This is a genomic window from Streptomyces sp. AC512_CC834 (assembly GCF_019049325.1).
GTDB lineage: Bacteria > Actinomycetota > Actinomycetes > Streptomycetales > Streptomycetaceae > Streptomyces.
The window spans coordinates 1-20,954 of sequence record NZ_JAGMUO010000030.1; the positions used below are offsets into that span (position 1 = coordinate 1).

Genomic DNA, 20,954 nt, shown 5'->3' on the forward strand with positions numbered 1-20,954 from the left:
GCATCTGCCCCTGCTCCCGCACCCCCGGCTTCGGCGGCTGAGGAAACCGTCGTCGTTCCTCCCCCTCCACCCGAGTCGGTGTCCGCTGCCGAGCCTGTGCGGGCGCCCCTGCCGAGGCCTGCCGCCGCTTCCGCGCCGGTGCCCGCGTCGGCCCTTGCCGAGCCTGTGCCGGCCTCTGCTGCCGGTCCTGGGCGACCGGGGCCTGTGTCCGCCCCGGGGGACCCCACCGCACCTGTGCTCCGCTCCGTCGCCGACCCCCTGGACCACCCCGATCCGTACACCGCCGCCCAGGCCGCGGCCACGGAGAGCCTGATCCGCTGCTGGACCCGGGAGGCCGACGTACCCGCCCCCGACAACGGCGTCCTCCACGTGCCGCTCCCGGCCTGGGGTGCGGGTGCGGCCCTGGCCGTTCCCGTCCACTACTGGTCCCCGACCGGGCTGCACCGCTTCGGCCTCCCACGCCTGGCCGGCGCGCCCGCCCCGGCGCCCCCCGTGGACGCGGTCACGCTGGCCGCGCTGCTTGTGCGGGAGACGGCCGGCGCCCCGGGCCCGGACGCTCCCGACCTCGTCGCGCGTGTCGCCGACTCCGTCCGCCGCACCGCCGTATTCCTCCGCGATCGCGAGGCACGCCCCGACTGCGACACCGGTCATCCGGCGCCGCCGCCCCCCGACCTGTTCCTCGCCGCCGAGCAGGCGCTTCTCCTCGGGCACCCGCTGCATCCCACCCCGAAGAGCCGCGAAGGCCTCACCGAGGCGGAGGCGCGCCGGTACTCACCGGAACTGCGCGGCTCCTTCCCCCTGCACTGGGTGGCCGTCGCGCCCTGCGTACTGGCCGCCGACTCGGCCTGGACCGAGCGCGGCCGCCCGGTCACCGCGCCCATGCTCACCGCGCGCCTGGCCGCGGACGATCCGGCGCCGCCGGACGGATACGCGGTCCTTCCGATGCACCCCTGGCAGTTCCGCGCGGTCATGCACCGGCCCGGGCCCGCCGCACTGCTGGCCGCCGGGCTGCTCAGGGACCTCGGAGTCCAGGGTGCCCCATGGCATCCCACCTCCTCCCTGCGGACCGTGCACCGCACCGGTGCCCCCGCCATGCTCAAGCTCTCCCTGGCCCTGCACATCACCAACTCCCGACGGGAGAACCTCCGCAAGGAACTCCACCGCGGGGTCGAGGTCCACCGGCTGCTGCGCCGCGGCCTGTCCCGCCAGTGGCAGGCGGCCCATCCGGACTTCGACGTCGTCCGCGACCCGGCCTGGCTCGCCGTCGACGGACCGGACGGCAGGCCCGTGCGCGGGCTGGACGTCGTCATCCGCCACAACCCCTTCCGGCCCACGGACGACGTGTCCTGCGTGGCCGGTCTCGTCGCGCCGCGACCGCACGCGCGCGTGGACGGCTCCGACCCGCACCCCGCTGCCGCCTCCGTCCCGCGCTCCCGGCTGGCCGAGGTCGTCACCCGGCTCGCCGGGCGGACCGGCCGCCCGCGCGGAGCCGTCGCCGCCGAGTGGTTCCTGCGCTACCTGCACCACGTCGTACGTCCCGTCCTGTGGCTGGACGCCCACGCGGGAATCGCCCTGGAGGCGCACCAGCAGAACACGCTCGTGCTCCTGGACGCCGACGGCTGGCCCGCCGGCGGCCGCTACCGCGACAACCAGGGCTACTACTTCCGCGAGTCCCGGCGCGCGGAACTCGACGCCAGGCTGCCCGGGATCGCGGAGCACAGCGACACCTTCGTGGCCGACGAGGTGACCGACGAGCGCTTCGCGTACTACCTCGCCGTCAACAACGTGTTCGGCCTCATCGGCGCCTTCGGCTCCCAGCGTCTCGCCGACGAACGGCTGCTGCTGGCCGCCTTCCGCCACTTCCTCGGCACGCTCTCCTCGGGCCCGGCCCCCATGGGCGGTTCGCTCCCGGCACGTCTCCTCGACTCGCCCGTCCTGCGTTGCAAGGCCAACCTGCTGACCCGTTTGCACGGCCTCGACGAACTCGTCGGCCCGGTGGACACCCAGTCCGTCTACGTCACGATCACCAACCCGCTGCGCGCCTGACCGGCTCGCCGCCGCCCTCTCACCGGCCCACTTCACTCCGCCCCAGCCCACTTCACACTCCGCCCTCCCGAAAGAGCGACACCTTGTCTTCCACGCCACCCACCGACGCGAGCGCCGACGACACCCTGGACCTGCACCTGCCCGACGACTTCCTCGCCCTCTTCGGGAACGCGGGTCCTGAGGGCACGGAGCACGCGGAGGCGGGCGCGACACCGGCCGGTCAGGACCTGCTCGACCGCGTCGCCGACTGGGGCCCGGCCCTCACCCCCGCGGGCGTGTTCCAGTTGGTGCCCGTCCGCGTCGAACGGGACGTTCCGCTGGTCGCCCGCTGGATGAACGACCCCGCCGTCGCCGCGTACTGGGAGCTGACCGGGCCGCGGAGCGTGACGGAGGACCACGTGCGGGCGCAGCTCACCGGCGACGGTCGCAGCGTGCCGTGCGTCGGGGTGCTGGACGGGGTGCCGATGAGCTACTGGGAGATCTACCGGGCCGACCTCGACCCGTTGGCCCGGTACTGTCCCGTCCGGCCGCACGACACCGGCATCCACCTCCTGATCGGCGATGACGCCGACCGTGGGCAGGGCATCGGGACCACGCTGATCAGGACCGTCACCGACCTCGTCCTGGCCGGACGGCCCGCCTGCACGCGGGTGCTCGCCGAACCTGACGTCCGCAACACCCCCTCCGTCGCCGCGTTTCTCGGCGCGGGGTTCCGGTTCGCCGCTGAGGTCGACCTGCCCGCCAAGCGAGCCGCCCTCCTGGTCCGCGAGCGCACGGCGCCCGAATTCCCGTGACTCCCGCGACTCCAGTGACATTCGTGATGCCCGTGATTCCCGGTCCCGCCCCATCAGGAGCCACCCTTGCCCCGGCTGTCCCCACCTGCCCTCCGGCCTCTTCCGTCCCTCGCGCCCGCCTTGCCCGCCCGTTTGTCAGTCCCGGGCCGTAGGGTGGTCGCGCTATGACGAAGCCCTCACTCCCCGAACTCCTGCACGCCGCCGTCACCGCCGTCGGCGGCACGGAGCGTCCCGGCCAGGTGACCATGGCCGGAGCCGTCGAGGAAGCCATCGACGGTGGCTCCCATCTGCTGGTCCAGGCCGGCACCGGCACCGGAAAGTCACTGGGTTACCTGGTGCCCGCGCTGGCGCACGGGGCGGGGGGTCCCCCGGGCGAAGCCGCCGGGAGGGTCGTCGTGGCCACGGCGACCCTGGCCCTGCAGCGCCAGCTCGTCGAGCGGGACCTGCCCCGTACGGTCGACGCGCTCCACCCCCAACTGCGCCGCCGCCCGGAGTTCGCGATGCTCAAGGGCAGGTCGAACTACCTGTGCCTGCACCGCCTGCACGAGGGAGTCCCGCAGGACGAGGAGGAGGGCCTCTTCGACCAGTTCGAGGCCGCCGCTCCCACCAGCAAGCTGGGCCAGGACCTGCTGCGGATGCGCGACTGGGCGGACGCGACCGAGACCGGTGACCGGGACGACCTCACGCCGGGCGTCTCCGACCGCGCCTGGTCGCAGGTGTCGGTGTCCTCCCGGGAGTGCCTCGGCGCCTCGAAGTGCGCCTACGGCGCCGAGTGCTTCGCCGAGATGGCCCGCGAGCGCGCCAAGCTCTCCGAGGTGGTCGTCACCAACCACGCGCTGCTCGCCATCGACGCCATTGAGGGCGCCCCCGTCCTGCCGCCGCACGAGGTGCTGATCGTCGACGAGGCGCACGAGCTGGTCTCCCGGGTCACCGGGGTCGCCACCGGCGAGCTCACGCCCGGCCAGGTCAACCGCGCGGTGCGCCGCGCCGCGAAGCTGGCCAACGAGAAGGCCGCCGACCAGCTCCAGACCGCCGCGGAGGGCTTCGAGCGGCTGATGGAGCTGGCGCTGCCGGGCCGCCTCGAGGAGATCCCGGAGGACCTCGGATACGCGCTGATGGCGCTGCGCGACGCCTGCCGCACGGTCATCTCCGCGATCGGCGCGACCCGCGACAAGTCCGTGCAGGACGAGGACGCCGTCCGCAAGCAGGCACTGGCCTCCGTCGAGTCCGTGCACGACGTGGCGGAGCGGATCACGAACGGCTCCGAGTGGGACGTCGTCTGGTACGAGCGACACGAGCCCCGCGGCGGAGCCGCATATCGACACAGTGGTGCCTCGCTGCGCGTCGCACCCATGTCCGTCGCGGGCCTGCTGCGCGAGAAGCTGTTCACCGACCGCTCGGTCGTCCTGACCTCCGCGACCCTGAAGCTGGGCGGCGACTTCAACGGCGTCGGGGCGTCGCTGGGCCTCGCCCCCGAGGGCACCGAGGGCGACGACGTGCCCCAGTGGAAGGGCGTCGACGTGGGCTCCCCCTTCGACTACCGCAAGCAGGGCATCCTCTACGTCGCCAAGCACCTGGCGCGCCCCGCCCGGGACGGCGACCGCGGCGACATGCTCGACGAGCTCACCGAGCTGGTCCAGGCGGCGGGCGGCCGCACGCTCGGCCTGTTCTCCTCGATGCGCGCGGCCCAGATGGCCGCCGAGGAGCTGCGCTCGCGCATCCCGGAGTATCCGATCCTCCTCCAGGGCGAGGAGACGCTCGGCGAGCTGATCAAGAACTTCGCCGCCGACCCGAGGACCTGCCTCTTCGGCACGCTGTCACTGTGGCAGGGGGTCGACGTTCCCGGGCCGAGCTGCCAACTGGTCGTCATGGACAAGATCCCCTTCCCGCGCCCGGACGACCCCCTGATGAGCGCCCGCCAGAAGGCGGTGGAGGAGGCCGGGGGCAACGGCTTCATGGCGGTCGCCGCGACGCACGCCGCGCTGCTGATGGCCCAGGGCGCGGGCCGGCTCGTCCGGGCGTCCGGCGACCGCGGTGTGGTCGCCGTACTGGACCAGCGGCTGGCGACGGCCCGGTACGGGAGCTATCTGAAGGCGTCCCTGCCCGACTTCTGGTTCACCACGGACCGCAACCAGGTCCGCAAGTCGCTCGCCGCGATCGACGCGAAGGCACGGCAGACCGAGGTCGCAGGTCAGACCGAGGGCGCAGGCCAGGCGGAGAGCGCGGGGCCGGTGGAGGGCGACTGACTGCTCGCCGCGGCCCGCCCCGCGCCCTGCCGGGGCCGCCGGACCCCGCACAGCGCGGGGCCCCGGAACCGGCGCAGAGGTTCCGGGGCCCGGTCGGGTCGGCGGGTCGCCGTCACGGCGTACCCGCCCGCCGCGGCGCTCAGACGCGGCGCAGTACGGCCACCACCTTGCCGAGGATGGTCGCGTCGTCACCGGGGATCGGCTCGTACGCCGAGTTGTGCGGGAGGAGCCAGACGTGGCCGTCCTCGCGCTTGAAGCGCTTGACGGTGGCCTCGCCGTCGAGCATCGCGGCCACGATGTCGCCGTTCTCGGCGACGGGCTGGCGGCGGACCGTGACCCAGTCGCCGTCGCAGATCGCGGCCTCGATCATGGAGTCGCCGACGACCTTCAGGACGAACAGCTCACCGTCGCCGACCAGTTGCCGGGGGAGCGGGAAGACGTCCTCGACGGACTCCTCGGCGAGGATCGGACCACCGGCGGCGATGCGTCCGACCAGCGGGACATACGACGCGGCCGGCTTTCCGGCGGTGTCCGTGGGCTGCACCGAGGCGGCCTGGTCGGAGCCGCGCACCTCGTAGGCGCGCGGACGGTGCGGGTCGCGGCGCAGGAAGCCCTTGCGCTCCAGTGCCATGAGCTGGTGTGCGACGGACGAGGTGCTGGAGAGACCGACGGCCTGGCCGATCTCCCGCATCGACGGCGGGTATCCGCGTCGCTGCACCGAGTCGCGGATCACCTCGATCACCCGGCGCTGGCGGTCGGTGAGTCCCGAGCTGTCCGCCCGGATGCCGGGAGGTCGTCCCGGCATGGAGCGCTTGTGCCCCTCGGGATTCACGGCGTCGTTCATCGCGTTCACCGGCTCAGGTCGGCCCTGGGGGCGGTCCTGGGCAGTGATGGTGGCACTGTCGGCGGTGGTGGTCACGTCGGCCCCTCTCGATGGTCTCCCTGCTGCACAACGGTAGTAGCTTTCGAAAGGTTGCGCCAAACACACGTTCGAGTGAAAAACCGCGAATCACTCGCCCGCATCGCATGTCTGGGTGTATGGCTACCGTGGTGCCTGGCGGACAAAAGGGCTCATTGCTGTACTCTTCACCGCCGTGGTGACAACCTCGGGGATGTCGCTCCAGTCTGCCATCCGGCATCCCGTTCGACGGGGCGGGTCTCCCATCCCTCGCGGTAGTCCCACGCCCCCTCCTCGCGGTGCCCACCGTATCTCCGCATGCTCCTGGGGGATACGGCTGTGCGCGTGTCCCCCGGCGCCCGCGTCACGACCCTGCGCGCGTGGGGCCGCCGTGTCCGCGTGGCAGTGCGGACGCGTACGTACAGGCGCGACACGCGTGCAAGGCGTGAATGTGTGCGCCAATCCCCACATGTAGTGGTTGGATTGCAGCAGCAGCCCACAAGTTGTGGTCCCCCGGGTCTTCGAGCCCGCCGCGATCGCCTATGCTGGGGGCTGCTTCGAGGGGCCTGAAGGGCCTTTCGAGGCCATTGAGTCTGCTGTGAGGAGGGTTCGGAGTCCATGCACTGCCCCTTCTGCAGGCACCCCGACAGCCGTGTCGTCGACAGCCGTACGACCGACGACGGCACGTCGATCCGCAGGCGCCGCCAGTGTCCTGACTGCTCCCGTCGGTTCACGACCGTGGAGACGTGCTCGCTCATGGTGGTGAAGCGGTCCGGGGTCACCGAACCGTTCAGCCGCACCAAGGTCATCAACGGTGTACGCAAGGCCTGCCAGGGCCGGCCCGCCACCGAGGACGCGCTCGCCCAGCTCGGCCAGCGGGTCGAGGAGGCGGTGCGGGCCACCGGAAGCGCCGAGCTGACCACCCACGACGTGGGGCTGGCCATCCTCGGCCCCTTGCAGGAGCTCGACCTCGTCGCCTATCTGCGATTCGCCTCCGTCTATCGGGCGTTCGACTCGCTGGAGGACTTCGAGGCCGCGATCGCGGAACTGAGAGAGACGACGGGGCATCCCGGCGCAGACGACGACGCCGGCGCGGGGAGCCAGGGGAACGACCGCGGGTCCACGGGGGCGGGACAGGTCCCCGAACCCGCAGGCGCCGCCGACTGACACGGCGGGCCGGCCCGGACTTCGGCGCCCGGGCCCGGCCGGACGGCGGCGAGTGAGAAAGACCTGTTGCGGGCGGGACGTGAGATGCCCGCAACACCAGACAGCACACCGTGCCACGGGAACAATCGCGGCACTTCAGGGCGTTTTCGCCCGTACAGGGAGGCGGCATGACAGAGACGGCGAGCGGTCCGGCACGGAGTACCCGTGCCAAGGGCACCAAGGCGGGCAAGGGGCTCCGCGTCGAACGCGTCCACACCACTCCCGGCGTCCACCCCTACGACGAGGTGGCCTGGGAGCGTCGTGACGTCGTCATGACCAACTGGCGCGACGGCTCGGTCAACTTCGAGCAGCGTGGCGTCGAGTTCCCCGAGTTCTGGTCGGTGAACGCGGTCAACATCGTCACCAGCAAGTACTTCCGCGGTGCCGTGGGCACCCCGCAGCGCGAGGTGAGCCTGAAGCAGCTCATCGACCGCATCGTGAAGACGTACCGGAAGGCCGGCGAGGACAACAAGTACTTCGCCTCGCCCGCCGACGCCGAGATCTTCGAGCACGAGCTGGCGTACGCCCTCCTGCACCAGATCTTCAGCTTCAACAGCCCCGTCTGGTTCAACGTGGGCACGCCCCAGCCGCAGCAGGTCTCCGCCTGCTTCATCCTGTCCGTCGACGACTCCATGGAGTCGATCCTCGACTGGTACAAGGAAGAGGGCATGATCTTCAAGGGCGGCTCCGGCGCCGGCCTGAACCTCTCCCGGATCCGCTCCTCCAAGGAACTGCTCTCCTCCGGCGGCAACGCCTCGGGACCGGTCTCCTTCATGCGCGGCGCCGACGCCTCCGCCGGCACGATCAAGTCAGGTGGCGCCACCCGCCGCGCCGCCAAGATGGTCATTCTCGACGTCGACCACCCCGACATCGAGGACTTCATCCAGACCAAGGTCTCGGAGGAGGAGAAGATCCGCGCCCTGCGCGACGCGGGCTTCGACATGGACCTGGGCGGCGACGACATCACGTCCGTCCAGTACCAGAACGCCAACAACTCGGTCCGTGTGAACGACACGTTCATGAAGGCCGTCCAGGACGGCGGCAAGTTCGGCCTGACGTCCCGCATGACCGGCGAGGTCATCGAGGAGGTCGACGCCAAGGCGCTCTTCCGCAAGATGGCCGAGGCCGCCTGGGCCTGCGCCGACCCGGGCATCCAGTACGACGACACCATCAATCAGTGGCACACCTGCCCGGAGTCCGGCCGCATCAACGGCTCGAACCCGTGCAGCGAGTACATGCACCTGGACAACACGTCCTGCAACCTCGCCTCGCTGAACCTGATGAAGTTCCTGAAGGACGACGGCAAGGGCAACCAGTCCTTCGACGCCGAGCGCTTCTCGAAGGTCGTCGAGCTCGTCATCACCGCGATGGACATCTCCATCTGCTTCGCGGACTTCCCGACCCAGAAGATCGGCGAGAACACCCGCGCCTTCCGCCAGCTCGGCATCGGCTACGCCAACCTCGGCGCCCTGCTGATGGCGACCGGCCACGCGTACGACTCCGACGGCGGCCGTTCCCTGGCCGGCGCCATCACCTCCCTGATGACCGGAACCTCGTACCGGCGCTCCGCCGAACTCGCCGCGATCGTCGGCCCGTACGACGGCTACGCCCGCAACGCCAAGCCGCACCTGCGGGTCATGAAGCAGCACTCGGACGAGAACGCCAAGGCCGTCCGCGTGGACGACCTCGACACGCCGATCTGGGCCGCCGCCACCGAGGCCTGGCAGGACGTGCTGCGACTCGGCGAGAAGAACGGCTTCCGCAACGCGCAGGCCTCCGTCATCGCCCCGACCGGCACCATCGGTCTGGCGATGTCCTGCGACACCACCGGCCTCGAGCCCGACCTCGCCCTGGTCAAGTTCAAGAAGCTGGTCGGCGGCGGCTCGATGCAGATCGTCAACGGCACCGTCCCGCAGGCCCTGCGCCGCCTGGGCTACCAGGAGGAGCAGATCGAGGCGATCGTCGATCACATCGCCGAGCACGGCAATGTGATCGACGCCCCCGGCCTCAGGCCCGAGCACTACGAGGTCTTCGACTGCGCCATGGGCGAGCGCTCCATCTCCGCGATGGGCCACGTCCGCATGATGGCCGCGATCCAGCCGTGGATCTCCGGCGCCCTCTCCAAGACGGTCAACCTGCCGGAGTCGGCGACCGTCGAGGACGTCGAGGAGGTCTACTTCGAGGCCTGGAAGATGGGCGTCAAGGCGCTCGCCATCTACCGCGACAACTGCAAGGTCGGCCAGCCGCTCTCCGCCAAGACCAAGGAGAAGCCCGCGACGGACGCCGCCGCGGAGAAGGCCGAGGCGACCATCCGCGAGACGGTCGAGAAGGTCGTCGAGTACCGCCCGGTACGCAAGCGCCTCCCGAAGGGCCGGCCCGGCATCACCACCTCCTTCACGGTCGGCGGCGCCGAGGGCTACATGACCGCCAACTCCTACCCGGACGACGGTCTCGGCGAGGTCTTCCTCAAGATGTCCAAGCAGGGCTCGACCCTCGCGGGCATGATGGACGCCTTCTCCATCGCCGTCTCCGTCGGCCTCCAGTACGGCGTGCCGCTGGAGACCTACGTCTCGAAGTTCACCAACATGCGCTTCGAGCCGGCCGGTATGACGGACGACCCGGACGTGCGGATGGCGCAGTCGATCGTCGACTACATCTTCCGCCGCCTGGCGCTGGACTTCCTGCCCTTCGAGACGCGCTCGGCGCTCGGCATCCACTCCGCCGAGGAGCGCCAGCGCCACCTGGAAACGGGTTCGTACGAATCGTCCGACGACGAGGTCGACGTCGAGGGCCTGGCCCAGTCGGCGCCGCGCGCCCAGGAGCTGAAGGCCGTCGCCACGCCGAAGGCCGAGGTCGAGGCGGCCAAGCCCGCTCCGCAGCAGGCGCACACCAGCGCCGAACTGGTGGAGATGCAACTGGGCATCCAGGCCGACGCCCCGCTGTGCTTCTCCTGCGGCACGAAGATGCAGCGCGCCGGTTCCTGCTACATCTGCGAGGGCTGCGGCTCGACCAGCGGCTGCAGCTAACGCTGACGCGTAGCGCCACATGAGTAAGGGGCGTCCGCCATGGCGGACGCCCCTTACTCATGCACTGACCGCCCTTCTCGATCGCTTCGATCGCCTCGCTCGTTCGCCTTGGCCACGCCGCTCGCACCGGCGCGGTCAGGGCCGGCGCGTCGCGCCCATCGTGGCGGCGAACGTGGCGGGATCGCCCTCGAAGCCGTGTACGCCGGCCCGGAACTCCCAGGCTCCCGTCTCGTCCCGGACGAACTCCGCGACCGTCGCCGCGGTGGCCCCCAGGACGCCGCCGAAGTCCTCCGTGGCCAGGTCCGTGTACCCCTCCCGGATGCGCAGGCCCGGGTGGGTCACGTCGCCGAAGGTCCGGTCCTCGGTGCCCTGCTGGATGGCGACGCCCACCACCACGCGCGCGTACCGGGCGTCTAGCCGCTCCAGCTCCAGCGTCATGACCTCGTCGAAACCGAAGCCCTTGCCGTCCTTGCTGTCCCGGTTGAGATAGATGGTCCCGTCGGGGGAGCGGCTGTCGAAGTGCACCACGTACGACGGGCTGCCGTATGGATCGTCGGCCGGATAGGTCCCGGCGACGAGGTCCAGGTCGGCGGGTGGCTGCCCCGCCGGATTCGGGTCCCACCGCAGCGCGACCTCGACCTTGCGCATGCCCTTGCTGAGGCCGTTCACAGACTTCCCCTTCCCAGGTCCCCCGCCCTGCCCGGCCATCTGAACTGCCGAGCGGTGACGGCCTGTTGTCCATCCTGCCACGCACAGAGACGGAGGTGCGGACAAGTGGTCCCGTGGAGAGTGACCGGTGCCACGTTCCCTGGCCTTACCATGGCGCGGTGCTGGTCAAGTGGATTCGCTGCACCGTGGTGGACCGCCGCGGTTTCGAGCGGGGGCAGCGGAAATGGGCGGGGCTTCCGGGGGAGCCGGGCTTTCGGGGACAGGGGGGTGGCTGGAGCCGGGGACGGCCGGACGTGGCGCACGTCTTCGCCTTCTGGGAGAGCCGTGCCTTCTACGACTCCTTCATGGCCCGCTCCCACGACAGGCTGGCCTCCGCCCAGATGGGCACCTTCAAGGACGCCCAGGTCAGGCTCTTCGACTACCGGTTCGACGTGAAGACCGGGTTCGAGCCGCGCTTCACCGACGCCGACCTGCTGCGGGTGGCGCTGTGCCGGGTCCACGAGGAGCGGGCCGAGCACTACGTCCTCATGCAGGAGAAGGTCTGGAACCCCGCGATGGCCGGCTCGCCCGGAATGATCCGCGGCCTGTTCGGCGAGGCGCCGGGGAACACGTACAACGAGTACCTCGTGCTCTCCATGTGGCGGTCGGCCGCCGAGCACGGCAAGTACCGCACCGAGCGGGTGGAGCGGCTCGCCCTGCGCGCCCAGACGGAGGCGGACGTCGCGGCGCTGACGGGGGACATCATTCAACTGGAACCCTCCTGGACCGTTTGAGATCCGGACCCACCGGTGACCGTCAGTGACCCGCCAGTCCCCGCCCACGTGTGGAATCTGTGTGACGTACGCCGTATGGGGCCCGTACGAGTGCTTGGTTCCACCCGACTCGATCTAGGGTTCTGGCATGGCACGACCACGGCGCATCGTTCTTGTCCGGCACGGCGAGTCGACCGGCAACGTCGATGACACCGTGTACGAGCGCGAACCCGACCACGCGCTGGCCCTCACCGACCGGGGCCGGACGCAGGCGGAGGAGACCGGCAAAGGGCTTCGCGAGGTGTTCGGCCGCGAGCGGGTCAGCGTGTACGTCTCCCCGTACCGCCGCACCCACGAGACGCTCCGCGCCTTCCACCTCGACCCCGAACTCATACGGATACGCGAGGAGCCCCGGCTGCGTGAGCAGGACTGGGGCAACTGGCAGGACCGCGACGACGTGCGCCTCCAGAAGGCCTACCGCGACGCCTACGGGCACTTCTTCTACCGCTTCGCCCAGGGCGAGTCCGGTGCCGACGTGTACGACCGGGTCGGCGGCTTCCTGGAGAGCCTGTTCCGCAGCTTCGAGGACCCCGGCCATCCGCCGAACGTGCTCCTGGTGACCCATGGGCTCGCCATGCGGCTGTTCTGCATGAGGTGGTTCCACTGGACGGTCGCGGAGTTCGAGTCGCTGTCCAACCCCGGGAACGCCGAGATGCGGATGCTCGTTCTCGGTGAGGACGGCAGGTACACCCTTGACCGGCCCTTCGAACGCTGGCGAGATCCGGAACCGTACGGGATCACCGGATAGAGTGGCAGGGCGATGACCGCTCATTCATCTCCTGACGGGCGCCTGGACCGGGCCCTGTCCAGCCTGCGCGGCCTTTCGGTGGGCGACGCGCTGGGCTCACAGTTCTTCGTCCCCGCGAACTATCCGCTGCTCAAGCGCCGCGAGCTGCCGCCCGGCACCTGGCAGTGGACCGACGACACGGAGATGGCCTGCTCCGTGGTCTCCGTCCTGGCCACCCACCACCGCGTCGACCAGGACGCGCTGGCGCTCTCCTTCGCCCGGCACCACGACTTCGACCGGGGCTACGGCCCGGCGGTCAACCGGCTGCTGCGGCTGGTCAGGGAAGGCGGCGACTGGCGCGAGCTGGCCGCGGCGCTGTTCAACGGGCAGGGCTCCTGGGGCAACGGCGCCGCCATGCGCATCGCGCCGCTCGGCGCCTGGTACGCGGACGATCCGGAACAGGCGACCCACCAGGCGGAGATCTCGGCCTACCCGACGCACCAGCACCGTGAGGCGGTGGTCGGCGCCATGGCCGTCGCGGCGGCGGCGTCGCTGGCCGCGGATCCGGCCGGCCCGCCCAGTGCGCACGCGCTCCTCGACGGGGTGATCGCACTGGTACCGAAGAGCGCGGTGGGCGCCGGCCTGCGCCGCGCCCGGGACATGCTCGACTACGCCGACGCGGCCACCGTCGCGGCGGTACTGGGCTGTGGCCGGCGCACGACCGCGCATGACACGGTTCCCTTCGCTCTCTGGTCCGCCGCCCGAGCCCTTGGAGCGTACGAGACCGCGTTCTGGACGACCGCCCAGGTCGGCGGTGACGTGGACACGACCTGCGCCATCGTGGGCGGCGTGATCGCGGCCGGGAAGGCGGGGGTGCCGCCGGCCGAGTGGGCGGGGCGGGTCGAGGCGCTGCCCGCCTGGATGGCGGCCCCGGCCTGACGACTCCACGTGGAGACTCTCCGTGTGTGACGGGAACTCTCCGTGACCACTTGCCCGTTGTCGTGACAACCGCTGTGCGAGGCCTCGGCCCCGCACGGGCCCGGGAAGGTCACGAGGGGGTGGGACGTGGGGGTGCTCTCGGTGTTCGTCGCGCTGTTGGCCGTCGTCGTGCCCGTCATCCTGCGCGGTCGGCCGACGACGCCGGCGACCGCGTGCCGACGGGGCCCGTCCCGGCGGGCGTGTGGGACGCCCGCCGGTGTCCCCCGCCCGGCCCGCGGTGCCGCAGGGTCAGCCCGCTCCCGGCCCGGCCGAGCCGGACAGGGCCTCCAGGTCGCTCTTGCGTACCCGGATCACCAGCCACGCCGTGGCCAGGGCGAGTACGGCCATGGCGGCGGCCGGGATGAAGGCGGCCGAGATGCCCTGTGCCAGCACGTCGTGCGCCCAGGGCGCCGGGAGCTGGTGCGTCTGGGCGAACTCAGCCTGCTGTTGCGGCGAAGCGTTGGTGAGGAAGTCCGGCACCTGCTTCTCCGCCTCGTTCTTGCCGGCGGTGCCGAAGACCGTCGTCAGGATGGCGAGGCCGATCGATCCGCCCACCTGCTGCATCGCGTTCAGCAGACCGGACGCCGCACCCGCCTCGTGCTGGGCGACTCCGGAGACCGCGGTCAGCGTCAGTGTCACGAAGTTCAGCCCCATGCCGAAGCCGAAGATCAGCATCGGCCCCAGGATCCCGCCGACATACGAGCTGTCGGCGCTGATGAGGGCCTGCCAGCCGAGTCCGAGCGCGGCGAGCGCCGAGCCGACGAGCATGAACGGTTTTGGACCGAAGACGGGCAGGAACCGCTGCGACAGACCCGCACCGAGCGCGATCACCACCGTGACCGGCAGGAAGGCCAGACCGGCCTCGATGGGGGTGTAGCCCAGCACGTTCTGCACGAACAGCACGATGTAGAAGAACATGCCGAACATCGCCGCGGCCAGGCTCAGCATGATCACGTACGTGCCGGAGCGATTGCGGTCGGCGAACATCTTCAGCGGAGTGATCGGTTCCTTGGCCCGCGACTCGATGAGGACGAAGGCCAGCAGCAGGACCGCCGCGGCGGCGAAGGAGCCGATGGTCAGGTTGTCCCGCCAGCCCTCGTCCGCGGCCCGGATGAAGCCGTAGACGAGGGATGCCATACCCGCCGTCGAGGTCACCGCCCCGGCGATGTCGAAGCGGCCGGAGTGCCGTTCGGACTCGCTGATGTACAGCGGGGCGAGCACGGCGATCAGCACACCAATCGGCACGTTGACGAAGAGCACCCAGCGCCAGTCGAGCCATTCGGTGAGCATGCCGCCCGCCAGCAGGCCGATGGCGCCACCGCCCGCGGAGACGGCCGCGAAGACGCCGAAGGCCCGATTGCGTTCCGGCCCCTCGGGGAAGGTGGTGGTGATAAGGGCGAGCGACGTGGGCGACGCGATGGCGCCTCCCATGCCTTGCAGGACGCGCGCCGCCAGCAGTTGCCAGGGTTCCTGGGCGAATCCGCCGAGCAGCGAGGCGAAGGTGAACAGCAGGATGCCGGTCATGAAGACGCGGCGCCTGCCGAGGATGTCACCGGCTCGGCCGCCGAGCAGGAGCAGGCCGCCGAAGGTGAGCGTGTACGCGCTGACGACCCAGGTGAGGTCGGTGGTGCTGAACTTGAGCGCGTCTTGAATGTGCGGGAGCGCGATGTTCACAATCGTCGCGTCGAGTACCACCATGAGTTGGCAGGCCGCGATGACGGCGAGTGCGATGCCGGGATGCCCCTCCCGGCGGGCCGCTCCCGGCTTCTGGTCTTTGATCAGAGAAGAGGTTGTCACTATGTGTCCCCCACGAACGACTTAGTGAACGCTCGCGTTCACTGTTGCCTCAACGTTAGTGACTCGCGGACAGTGAACGCAACCGTTCACTTTTTGTCTCGCCGTGTGCCCCGTCCCCCGTTGAGGTCGCGCGGCGCGTCACTCATCCCCGAATACCCGTTTTTCCCGCTTTCCGCTTTCCGCTTTCTGGAGACCAACGACATGGTTGCTTCGCACTGGGTGGCCGCCTCCGCCCAGACGTCCTCCCGCCGGCGCGGCGCGGTCCTGGAGCGCGCGATCCTCGATGCCGCGCTGGATCAGCTCGGCACCGTCGGCTGGAACGGACTGACGATGGAGGGTGTGGCCGCCGGCGCGCAGACCGGCAAGGCGGCCGTCTATCGCCGGTGGCCGTCCAAGGAGGACCTCGTCGCGGACGCGCTGCTCTCCGGGCTGCCCCACTTCGACACGGTGCCCGATCTCGGAAGCGTCCGCGAGGATCTGCTGGAGTTGTGCCGCAGGGCGCGCGACGCGATGTTCTCCCGGCCTGGCTTCGCTTGGCGTTCGGTGATTCACGAATGCGACCCCACGCAGGCCGAGCGCTTCCATGCGGTGATCATCAAGGGTGTGGTCGAGCCGACCCTCGAGATGCTCTGTGAGGTCATCAACCGTGGAATAGAGCGGGGAGAGGTTCGCCGTGACGCGGCCAACGGATACGTCTTCGACGCCATCCCGGCGATGATGATGTACCGATCGAAGATTTGTGCAAGTGAATTGACTGACCAGGAGCTGGAGGAAATGATCGACCAGTTGATGGTCCCGCTGCTGCGGCCCGACGGCGCCTGATCCCGGCCGTCGAGAGCCCCGGTCCCGTTTGGGGAACCGGGGTGTCGCCGGACGTTCACAGCGGCGTACGCTGGGGGCGCCATGCCGTACGAACCGCCTACTCACACCGTCGAGCGCTCCCTTCGCGCCACGACCGGAGTGAAGGTCATTGCCGGTGTCGACGAGGTGGGGCGCGGCGCGTGGGCCGGTCCGGTCACCGTCTGCGCCGCGATCACCGGACTGCGTCGCCCCCCGGTCGGCCTGACCGACTCCAAGCTGCTCACCATCAAGCGACGCACCGAACTCGCCGTGGAGTTGCGGACCTGGGTCACGTCCTACGCCCTGGGGCACGCCTCTCCGGAGGAGATCGACGCACTGGGGATGACCGCCGCGCTGCGACTGGCGGCGGTGCGAGCCCTGGAAACCCTGCCGGTCCGCCCCGAAGCCGTCATCCTCGACGGCAAGCACGACTATCTCGGGGTGCCTTGGCGGGTTCGTACGGTGATCAAGGGCGACCAGTCCTGCGTCGCCGTCGCGGCGGCCTCGGTGCTCGCCAAGGTCCAGCGCGACAAAATGATGGCCGAACTGGGTGTCGACCATGCAGACTTCGCCTTTGCGGACAACGCCGGGTATCCGTCGCCCGTGCACAGGGCCGCACTGGAGGAGCGGGGCCCCACCCCGCACCACCGGTTGTCGTGGGCGTATCTTGATGCGCTGCCCCAGTGGCGGCACCTCAAGAAGGTCCGCAGTTGGGTGGACGGAAGCGTTCCGGAAATCGAGGGTCAGCTCGGATTCGATTTCTGACGGTTCCGCTCGCAGGCATGTGCCACCCGCCGACGCGAGCCGCACCAACGTTTGATAAATATCAGCTCATGCCTCTCATTCCCGAGGAGCCTCAGATTCACGAGCAGGCCCAGGGTCCCCGCGCCACTCCGGCCAGTGGCCGCACCGCGCCGACCCCCCGCCCCGTACCCGGTCCCCGTCCCGCGGCTCCGCCGCGCCCCGGCCGTCCCGGCCCGGTGCGGCCGGCACCGCCGGCGCAACGCGCGTCGCGAGACACTGCCCCGGCCAAGCCCGGACCCTCGGGTCCGGCCACTCCGGCAGCCGCCCCGGCCGCCCCGCAGATCCAGTTGATCCCGGCCACGCCCGACGGCGCGCTCGACGCCGCCGAAGAGGCCGTGGACCTGCTGCTGGACTCGGGTCGTACCCCCGGTGACGTGCTGGTGATCACCACTGGCGAACCCCACCCGTGGGCGGCCCACGAACTGTCCTTCGGTGACGCCGCCTACTGGGCGCAGCACGACGCGGGCGACGACGTCTTCTACGCCGACGCCGCCGTCGCGGACCGTGCCGCGTCGCGGACCGTGGTCGTGGTGGCGCTCAACGGTGGCCCGGAGGCCGCCGCTGTCACCGCCCTGACCGTGGCCCACTCCCGGGCCGGCGCCCTGCTGATCGTCTGCGGAGACCCGCAGCGGATCAACTCGGTGCTGGGCGCGGGCGTCTGAGCCCGTTCCGCCGCGCGCGGCGGACGCCGGTGTGACACAGGGGGCGCCGGGCCGGAGCCCCCGCACGGTGGCGGCTTCGGTGTGCCCAGCCGCACCCGACGTCCTGGCGACGCACGCCGGCTCCCCGCGCGACGAGACAAGACGGGCGGCACGGGTGGGCGTGCCCGCCAGGACAACAGCGGCGTACGGGTGATGCCGCGTCCTGTCACTGGTCGGGCCCTCCCGTAGCGGTCCCCGGACCGCCACTCGTGGCGCTCAGCGGGCCGCCGCACGGCGCAGGACATCCGACGCGACACCGCCGGTGCGCGGCGGCGGAGGGGGCGTCTCCGACGTGGCGAAGGGCTCCGGCGCCGACGCCGCGTTCGGCCGGCGCCCGGCGCGGCCCTCGCCGAGGACCTGCCAGCCGTCCCGGGTCAGCGTGATGTACGCGCCGCAGCGCAGCCCGTGCAACGTGCACGCGTCCCGCAGCCCCCACATCCAGGCGCCGTCCTCCTCCGTCCAACGCGCGTCGCCCTCACGGCAGTAGAGCAGCACGGCGGTGCGCACCGGTGTGCGGCGCCGCAGATCGTGCGGGATGACGCGGCGCAACTGGGAGAGCAGTGCGTTGCGGAACATCCATCCGTCGGCGGGGGAGCGGCGGCTGGTGAAGGAGGCGCTGGCGCGCAGTCGTTCGTCCGGATCGAGTACGGCCACGACCGCCGTCGCCGGTCTGGGACGGTGCCGCGAGTGCAGCCCGCTGACGACCTCCCGAGGATTGCGCAGCAGCGGGATTCCGGCGGCAGCCCACTCCGCCGGTTCGAGCATGCGACTGGCGGAAACGGCGGACGACGAAAACGAGGCCGCCGAGGACGGAGCGAATCCGAAGGTCACGTTCCTCCCTTCGGCTACGCGCCCACACTGCGGGCAGGGTCGGATTCGGGGAGCGCGCACCGCAGTGAAGCCCTGCCGGATCACGGGAGGGCCGTGCGGGGAGCGGACTTCAATTCTTCCTGTCGAACTTGGATGCGGCAACGAGCAATTGAGACCGACGACCGTTATCGACTGATGTGCGTTCTATATCCCTACCCGGAGCGCCGCCTGGTGACGCATGGGACGCGGCACGCGCAACGGCACCGGAGCTGGCGGCCACGCGTGACGTTGTGGCTGATTCGCTGATTGTCAGTGCCATCGGGTTGCATGGGGGCATGGACCATCAGGAGCTCCGCACCGAAGCCGACGCCGTCCTCGCCGAGCTCGTCGGCGATCCCGGGGGCCCCGCGCGGCTGCGTGAGGACCAGTGGCAGGCGGTGGCGGCCCTGGTGGAGGAGCACCGGCGCGCGCTGGTGGTGCAGCGCACCGGCTGGGGCAAGTCGGCGGTGTACTTCGTTGCCACCGCACTGCTGCGTCGGCGTGGCGCCGGCCCCACGGTGATCATCTCCCCACTGCTGGCGCTGATGCGCAACCAGGTCGAGTCGGCGGCACGGGCGGGAATCCGGGCGCGCACGATCAACTCGGCGAACCCGGAGGAGTGGGAGAAGATCTACGGGGAGGTCGAGCGGGGTGAGACCGACGTTCTCCTGGTGAGCCCCGAGCGCCTCAATTCCGTGGACTTCCGCGATCAAGTACTGCCGAAGCTCGCGGCCACGACCGGCCTGCTCGTGGTGGACGAGGCGCACTGCATCTCCGACTGGGGTCACGACTTCCGTCCCGACTACCGTCGGCTGCGCACCATGCTCGCCGAGCTGCCGGCCGGGGTGCCGGTGCTGGCCACCACCGCGACCGCCAACGCACGGGTCACGGCCGACGTGGCAGAGCAACTGGGTACGGGGGGTGGGGACGCTCTGGTGCTGCGGGGGCCGCTTGACCGGGAAAGTCTTCGGTTGGGTGTGCTCCGGCTGCCGGATGCGGCGCATCGGCTGGCGTGGCTGGGGGAGCGGCTGGGGGAGCTGCCTGGCTCCGGGATCATCTACACCCTGACGGTGGCGGCGGCGGAGGAGGTCGCGGCGTTCCTGCGGCAGCGGGGACATCCGGTGGCTTCCTACACGGGGAAGACGGAGAACGCCGACAGGCTGCAGGCGGAGGAGGACCTGCTGGCGAACCGGGTGAAGGCGCTCGTGGCGACCTCGGCGCTGGGCATGGGCTTCGACAAGCCCGACCTGGGGTTCGTCGTGCATCTGGGGTCGCCCTCGTCCCCGATCGCCTACTACCAGCAGGTGGGGCGTGCGGGGCGCGGCGTGGACCACGCCGATGTTCTGCTGCTGCCGGGACGGGAGGACGAGGCGATCTGGGCCTACTTCGCTTCGGTGGGCTTCCCGCCGGAGGAGCAGGTGCGGCGCACGCTGGCGGTGCTGGAGGAAGCGGGTCGTCCCTTGTCGCTGCCGGCGCTGGAGCCGTTGGTGGACCTTCGCCGTTCGCGGCTGGAGACGATGCTGAAGGTCCTGGACGTGGACGGCGCGGTCAAGCGCGTCAAGGGGGGCTGGACCGCGACGGGACAGCCGTGGGCATACGACGCGGAACGGTACGCGTGGGTGGCCCGGCAGCGGCAGGCGGAGCAGCAGGCCATGCGGGACTACGTGGCGACCACGGGGTGCCGGATGGAGTTCTTGCAGCGGCAGCTCGACGACGAGAAGGCGGTCCCGTGCGGTCGCTGCGACATCTGCGCCGGGCCCTGGCTCGATCCCGCCGTCTCCTCCGCGGCCCTCGCGGCGGCGACGGGGGAGCTGGACCGCCCGGGCGTGGAGGTCGAGCCCCGCAAGATGTGGCCGACCGGGCTCGCCGCGGTGGGCATGGACATCAAGGGACGCATCCCCGTGGGCCGGCAGGCCGTCACCGGGCGCGCGCTCGGGAGGCTGTCGGACATCGGCTGGGGCAACCGCCTGCGGCCGCTCCTGTCGGCGCAGGCGGTGGACGGTCCGGTCCCGGACGACGTACTGGACGCCGTCGTGACGGTGCTGGCCGACTGGGCCCGCTCACCGGGCGGCTGGGCCGGCGGCGCTCCTGACGCGGTGGCGAGGCCCGTGGGCGTCGTCGCCATGCCCTCCCGCACCCGCCCCCAACTGGTCGCCTCACTGGCCCAGGGCGTGGCCCGGGTCGGCAGGCTCCCGCTGCTGGGCAGCCTCGCCCACACCCCCCACTCCGACGAGCACGCCGCCCACCGCAGCAACTCCGCCCAACGGCTGCGCGCCCTGGCAGAGTCGTTCACCGTGCCCGACGAACTGGCCGCAGCCCTGGCCGGCACCCCCGGCCCCGTCCTGCTCGTCGACGACTACACCGACTCCGGCTGGACCCTGGCCGTGGGCGCACGCCTCCTGCGCGAGGCCGGTGCCGCGGAGGTGCTCCCGCTCGTTCTCGCCGTGGCCGGATAGCCGGATAGCCGGGCAGTCGAACTCCGCCGGGGCGGGGGGCGGGGTGACGTGTCCCTGATGGGAGTTATCCACAGGTAAAAGCGGAACTTCCCGATTCGCGAGATC

16 protein-coding genes are annotated in these 20,954 nt (G+C 70.9%); 12 read left to right on the plus strand and 4 right to left on the minus strand.

Annotated elements, in window-relative coordinates; all coding sequences use genetic code 11:
• Positions 1-78: 78 nt before the first annotated feature.
• The 3 genes from KUM40_RS11900 to KUM40_RS11910 all read left to right on the plus strand — a co-directional run bounded on the left by KUM40_RS11900 (position 79) and on the right by KUM40_RS11910 (position 5,086).
• Positions 79-2,046, plus strand: a complete 1,968-nt coding sequence (locus tag KUM40_RS11900) for an IucA/IucC family siderophore biosynthesis protein (RefSeq protein WP_374227369.1) — start codon at positions 79-81, stop codon at positions 2,044-2,046.
• Positions 2,047-2,129: 83 nt separating this feature from the next.
• On the plus strand, positions 2,130-2,840 hold the full coding sequence (locus KUM40_RS11905; RefSeq protein ID WP_254394979.1) for a GNAT family N-acetyltransferase: 711 nt from the start codon (positions 2,130-2,132) through the stop codon (positions 2,838-2,840).
• 164 nt (positions 2,841-3,004) lie between these two features.
• Positions 3,005-5,086, plus strand: a complete 2,082-nt coding sequence (locus KUM40_RS11910; RefSeq protein ID WP_217165778.1) for an ATP-dependent DNA helicase — start codon at positions 3,005-3,007, stop codon at positions 5,084-5,086.
• A 139-nt stretch (positions 5,087-5,225) separates the two neighbouring features.
• On the opposite strand, the gene lexA is transcribed toward KUM40_RS11910, so the two are convergent.
• Positions 5,226-6,005, minus strand: coding sequence for a transcriptional repressor LexA (gene lexA / locus KUM40_RS11915; RefSeq protein ID WP_217165779.1), 780 nt, complete (start codon positions 6,003-6,005; stop codon positions 5,226-5,228).
• Positions 6,006-6,602: 597 nt separating this feature from the next.
• Between lexA and nrdR the strand changes: the two genes are divergently transcribed.
• Positions 6,603-7,151: a transcriptional regulator NrdR gene (nrdR, locus tag KUM40_RS11920; RefSeq protein WP_217165780.1), complete on the plus strand. Its 549-nt coding sequence runs from the start codon at positions 6,603-6,605 to the stop codon at positions 7,149-7,151.
• A gap of 167 nt (positions 7,152-7,318) precedes the next feature.
• Positions 7,319-10,216: a vitamin B12-dependent ribonucleotide reductase gene (locus tag KUM40_RS11925; protein ID WP_217165781.1), complete on the plus strand. Its 2,898-nt coding sequence runs from the start codon at positions 7,319-7,321 to the stop codon at positions 10,214-10,216.
• A 135-nt stretch (positions 10,217-10,351) separates the two neighbouring features.
• On the opposite strand, the gene KUM40_RS11930 is transcribed toward KUM40_RS11925, so the two are convergent.
• Positions 10,352-10,885, minus strand: coding sequence for a TerD family protein (locus KUM40_RS11930; RefSeq protein ID WP_217165782.1), 534 nt, complete (start codon positions 10,883-10,885; stop codon positions 10,352-10,354).
• Positions 10,886-11,043: 158 nt separating this feature from the next.
• Between KUM40_RS11930 and KUM40_RS11935 the strand changes: the two genes are divergently transcribed.
• The 3 genes from KUM40_RS11935 to KUM40_RS11945 all read left to right on the plus strand — a co-directional run bounded on the left by KUM40_RS11935 (position 11,044) and on the right by KUM40_RS11945 (position 13,363).
• Positions 11,044-11,658 (plus strand): YdbC family protein, encoded by a 615-nt coding sequence (locus KUM40_RS11935; RefSeq protein WP_217165783.1) that lies wholly within the window; start codon positions 11,044-11,046, stop codon positions 11,656-11,658.
• Between the two features lie 127 nt (positions 11,659-11,785).
• Positions 11,786-12,445, plus strand: coding sequence for a histidine phosphatase family protein (locus KUM40_RS11940; RefSeq protein WP_217165784.1), 660 nt, complete (start codon positions 11,786-11,788; stop codon positions 12,443-12,445).
• 12 nt (positions 12,446-12,457) lie between these two features.
• Positions 12,458-13,363: an ADP-ribosylglycohydrolase family protein gene (locus KUM40_RS11945; RefSeq protein WP_217165785.1), complete on the plus strand. Its 906-nt coding sequence runs from the start codon at positions 12,458-12,460 to the stop codon at positions 13,361-13,363.
• 288 nt (positions 13,364-13,651) lie between these two features.
• Here the strand turns inward: KUM40_RS11945 and KUM40_RS11950 are convergent, their stop codons facing one another.
• A complete protein-coding gene (locus KUM40_RS11950; protein WP_217165786.1) occupies positions 13,652-15,199 on the minus strand; it encodes an MFS transporter in 1,548 nt (515 codons plus the stop codon).
• A 201-nt stretch (positions 15,200-15,400) separates the two neighbouring features.
• Between KUM40_RS11950 and KUM40_RS11955 the strand changes: the two genes are divergently transcribed.
• The 3 genes from KUM40_RS11955 to KUM40_RS11965 all read left to right on the plus strand — a co-directional run bounded on the left by KUM40_RS11955 (position 15,401) and on the right by KUM40_RS11965 (position 17,505).
• Positions 15,401-16,021, plus strand: coding sequence for a TetR/AcrR family transcriptional regulator (locus tag KUM40_RS11955; RefSeq protein ID WP_217165891.1), 621 nt, complete (start codon positions 15,401-15,403; stop codon positions 16,019-16,021).
• 81 nt (positions 16,022-16,102) lie between these two features.
• Positions 16,103-16,804: a ribonuclease HII gene (locus KUM40_RS11960; protein ID WP_217165787.1), complete on the plus strand. Its 702-nt coding sequence runs from the start codon at positions 16,103-16,105 to the stop codon at positions 16,802-16,804.
• Positions 16,805-16,872: 68 nt separating this feature from the next.
• Positions 16,873-17,505, plus strand: a complete 633-nt coding sequence (locus KUM40_RS11965) for a hypothetical protein (RefSeq protein WP_217165788.1) — start codon at positions 16,873-16,875, stop codon at positions 17,503-17,505.
• A gap of 255 nt (positions 17,506-17,760) precedes the next feature.
• On the opposite strand, the gene KUM40_RS11970 is transcribed toward KUM40_RS11965, so the two are convergent.
• Entirely contained in the window at positions 17,761-18,375 is a 615-nt protein-coding gene (locus KUM40_RS11970) for a hypothetical protein (protein WP_217165789.1), read from the minus strand.
• A gap of 314 nt (positions 18,376-18,689) precedes the next feature.
• On the opposite strand from KUM40_RS11970, the gene KUM40_RS11975 reads away from it, so the two are divergent.
• Entirely contained in the window at positions 18,690-20,849 is a 2,160-nt protein-coding gene (locus KUM40_RS11975; protein WP_217165790.1) for a DEAD/DEAH box helicase, read from the plus strand.
• Positions 20,850-20,954 lie beyond the last annotated feature (105 nt).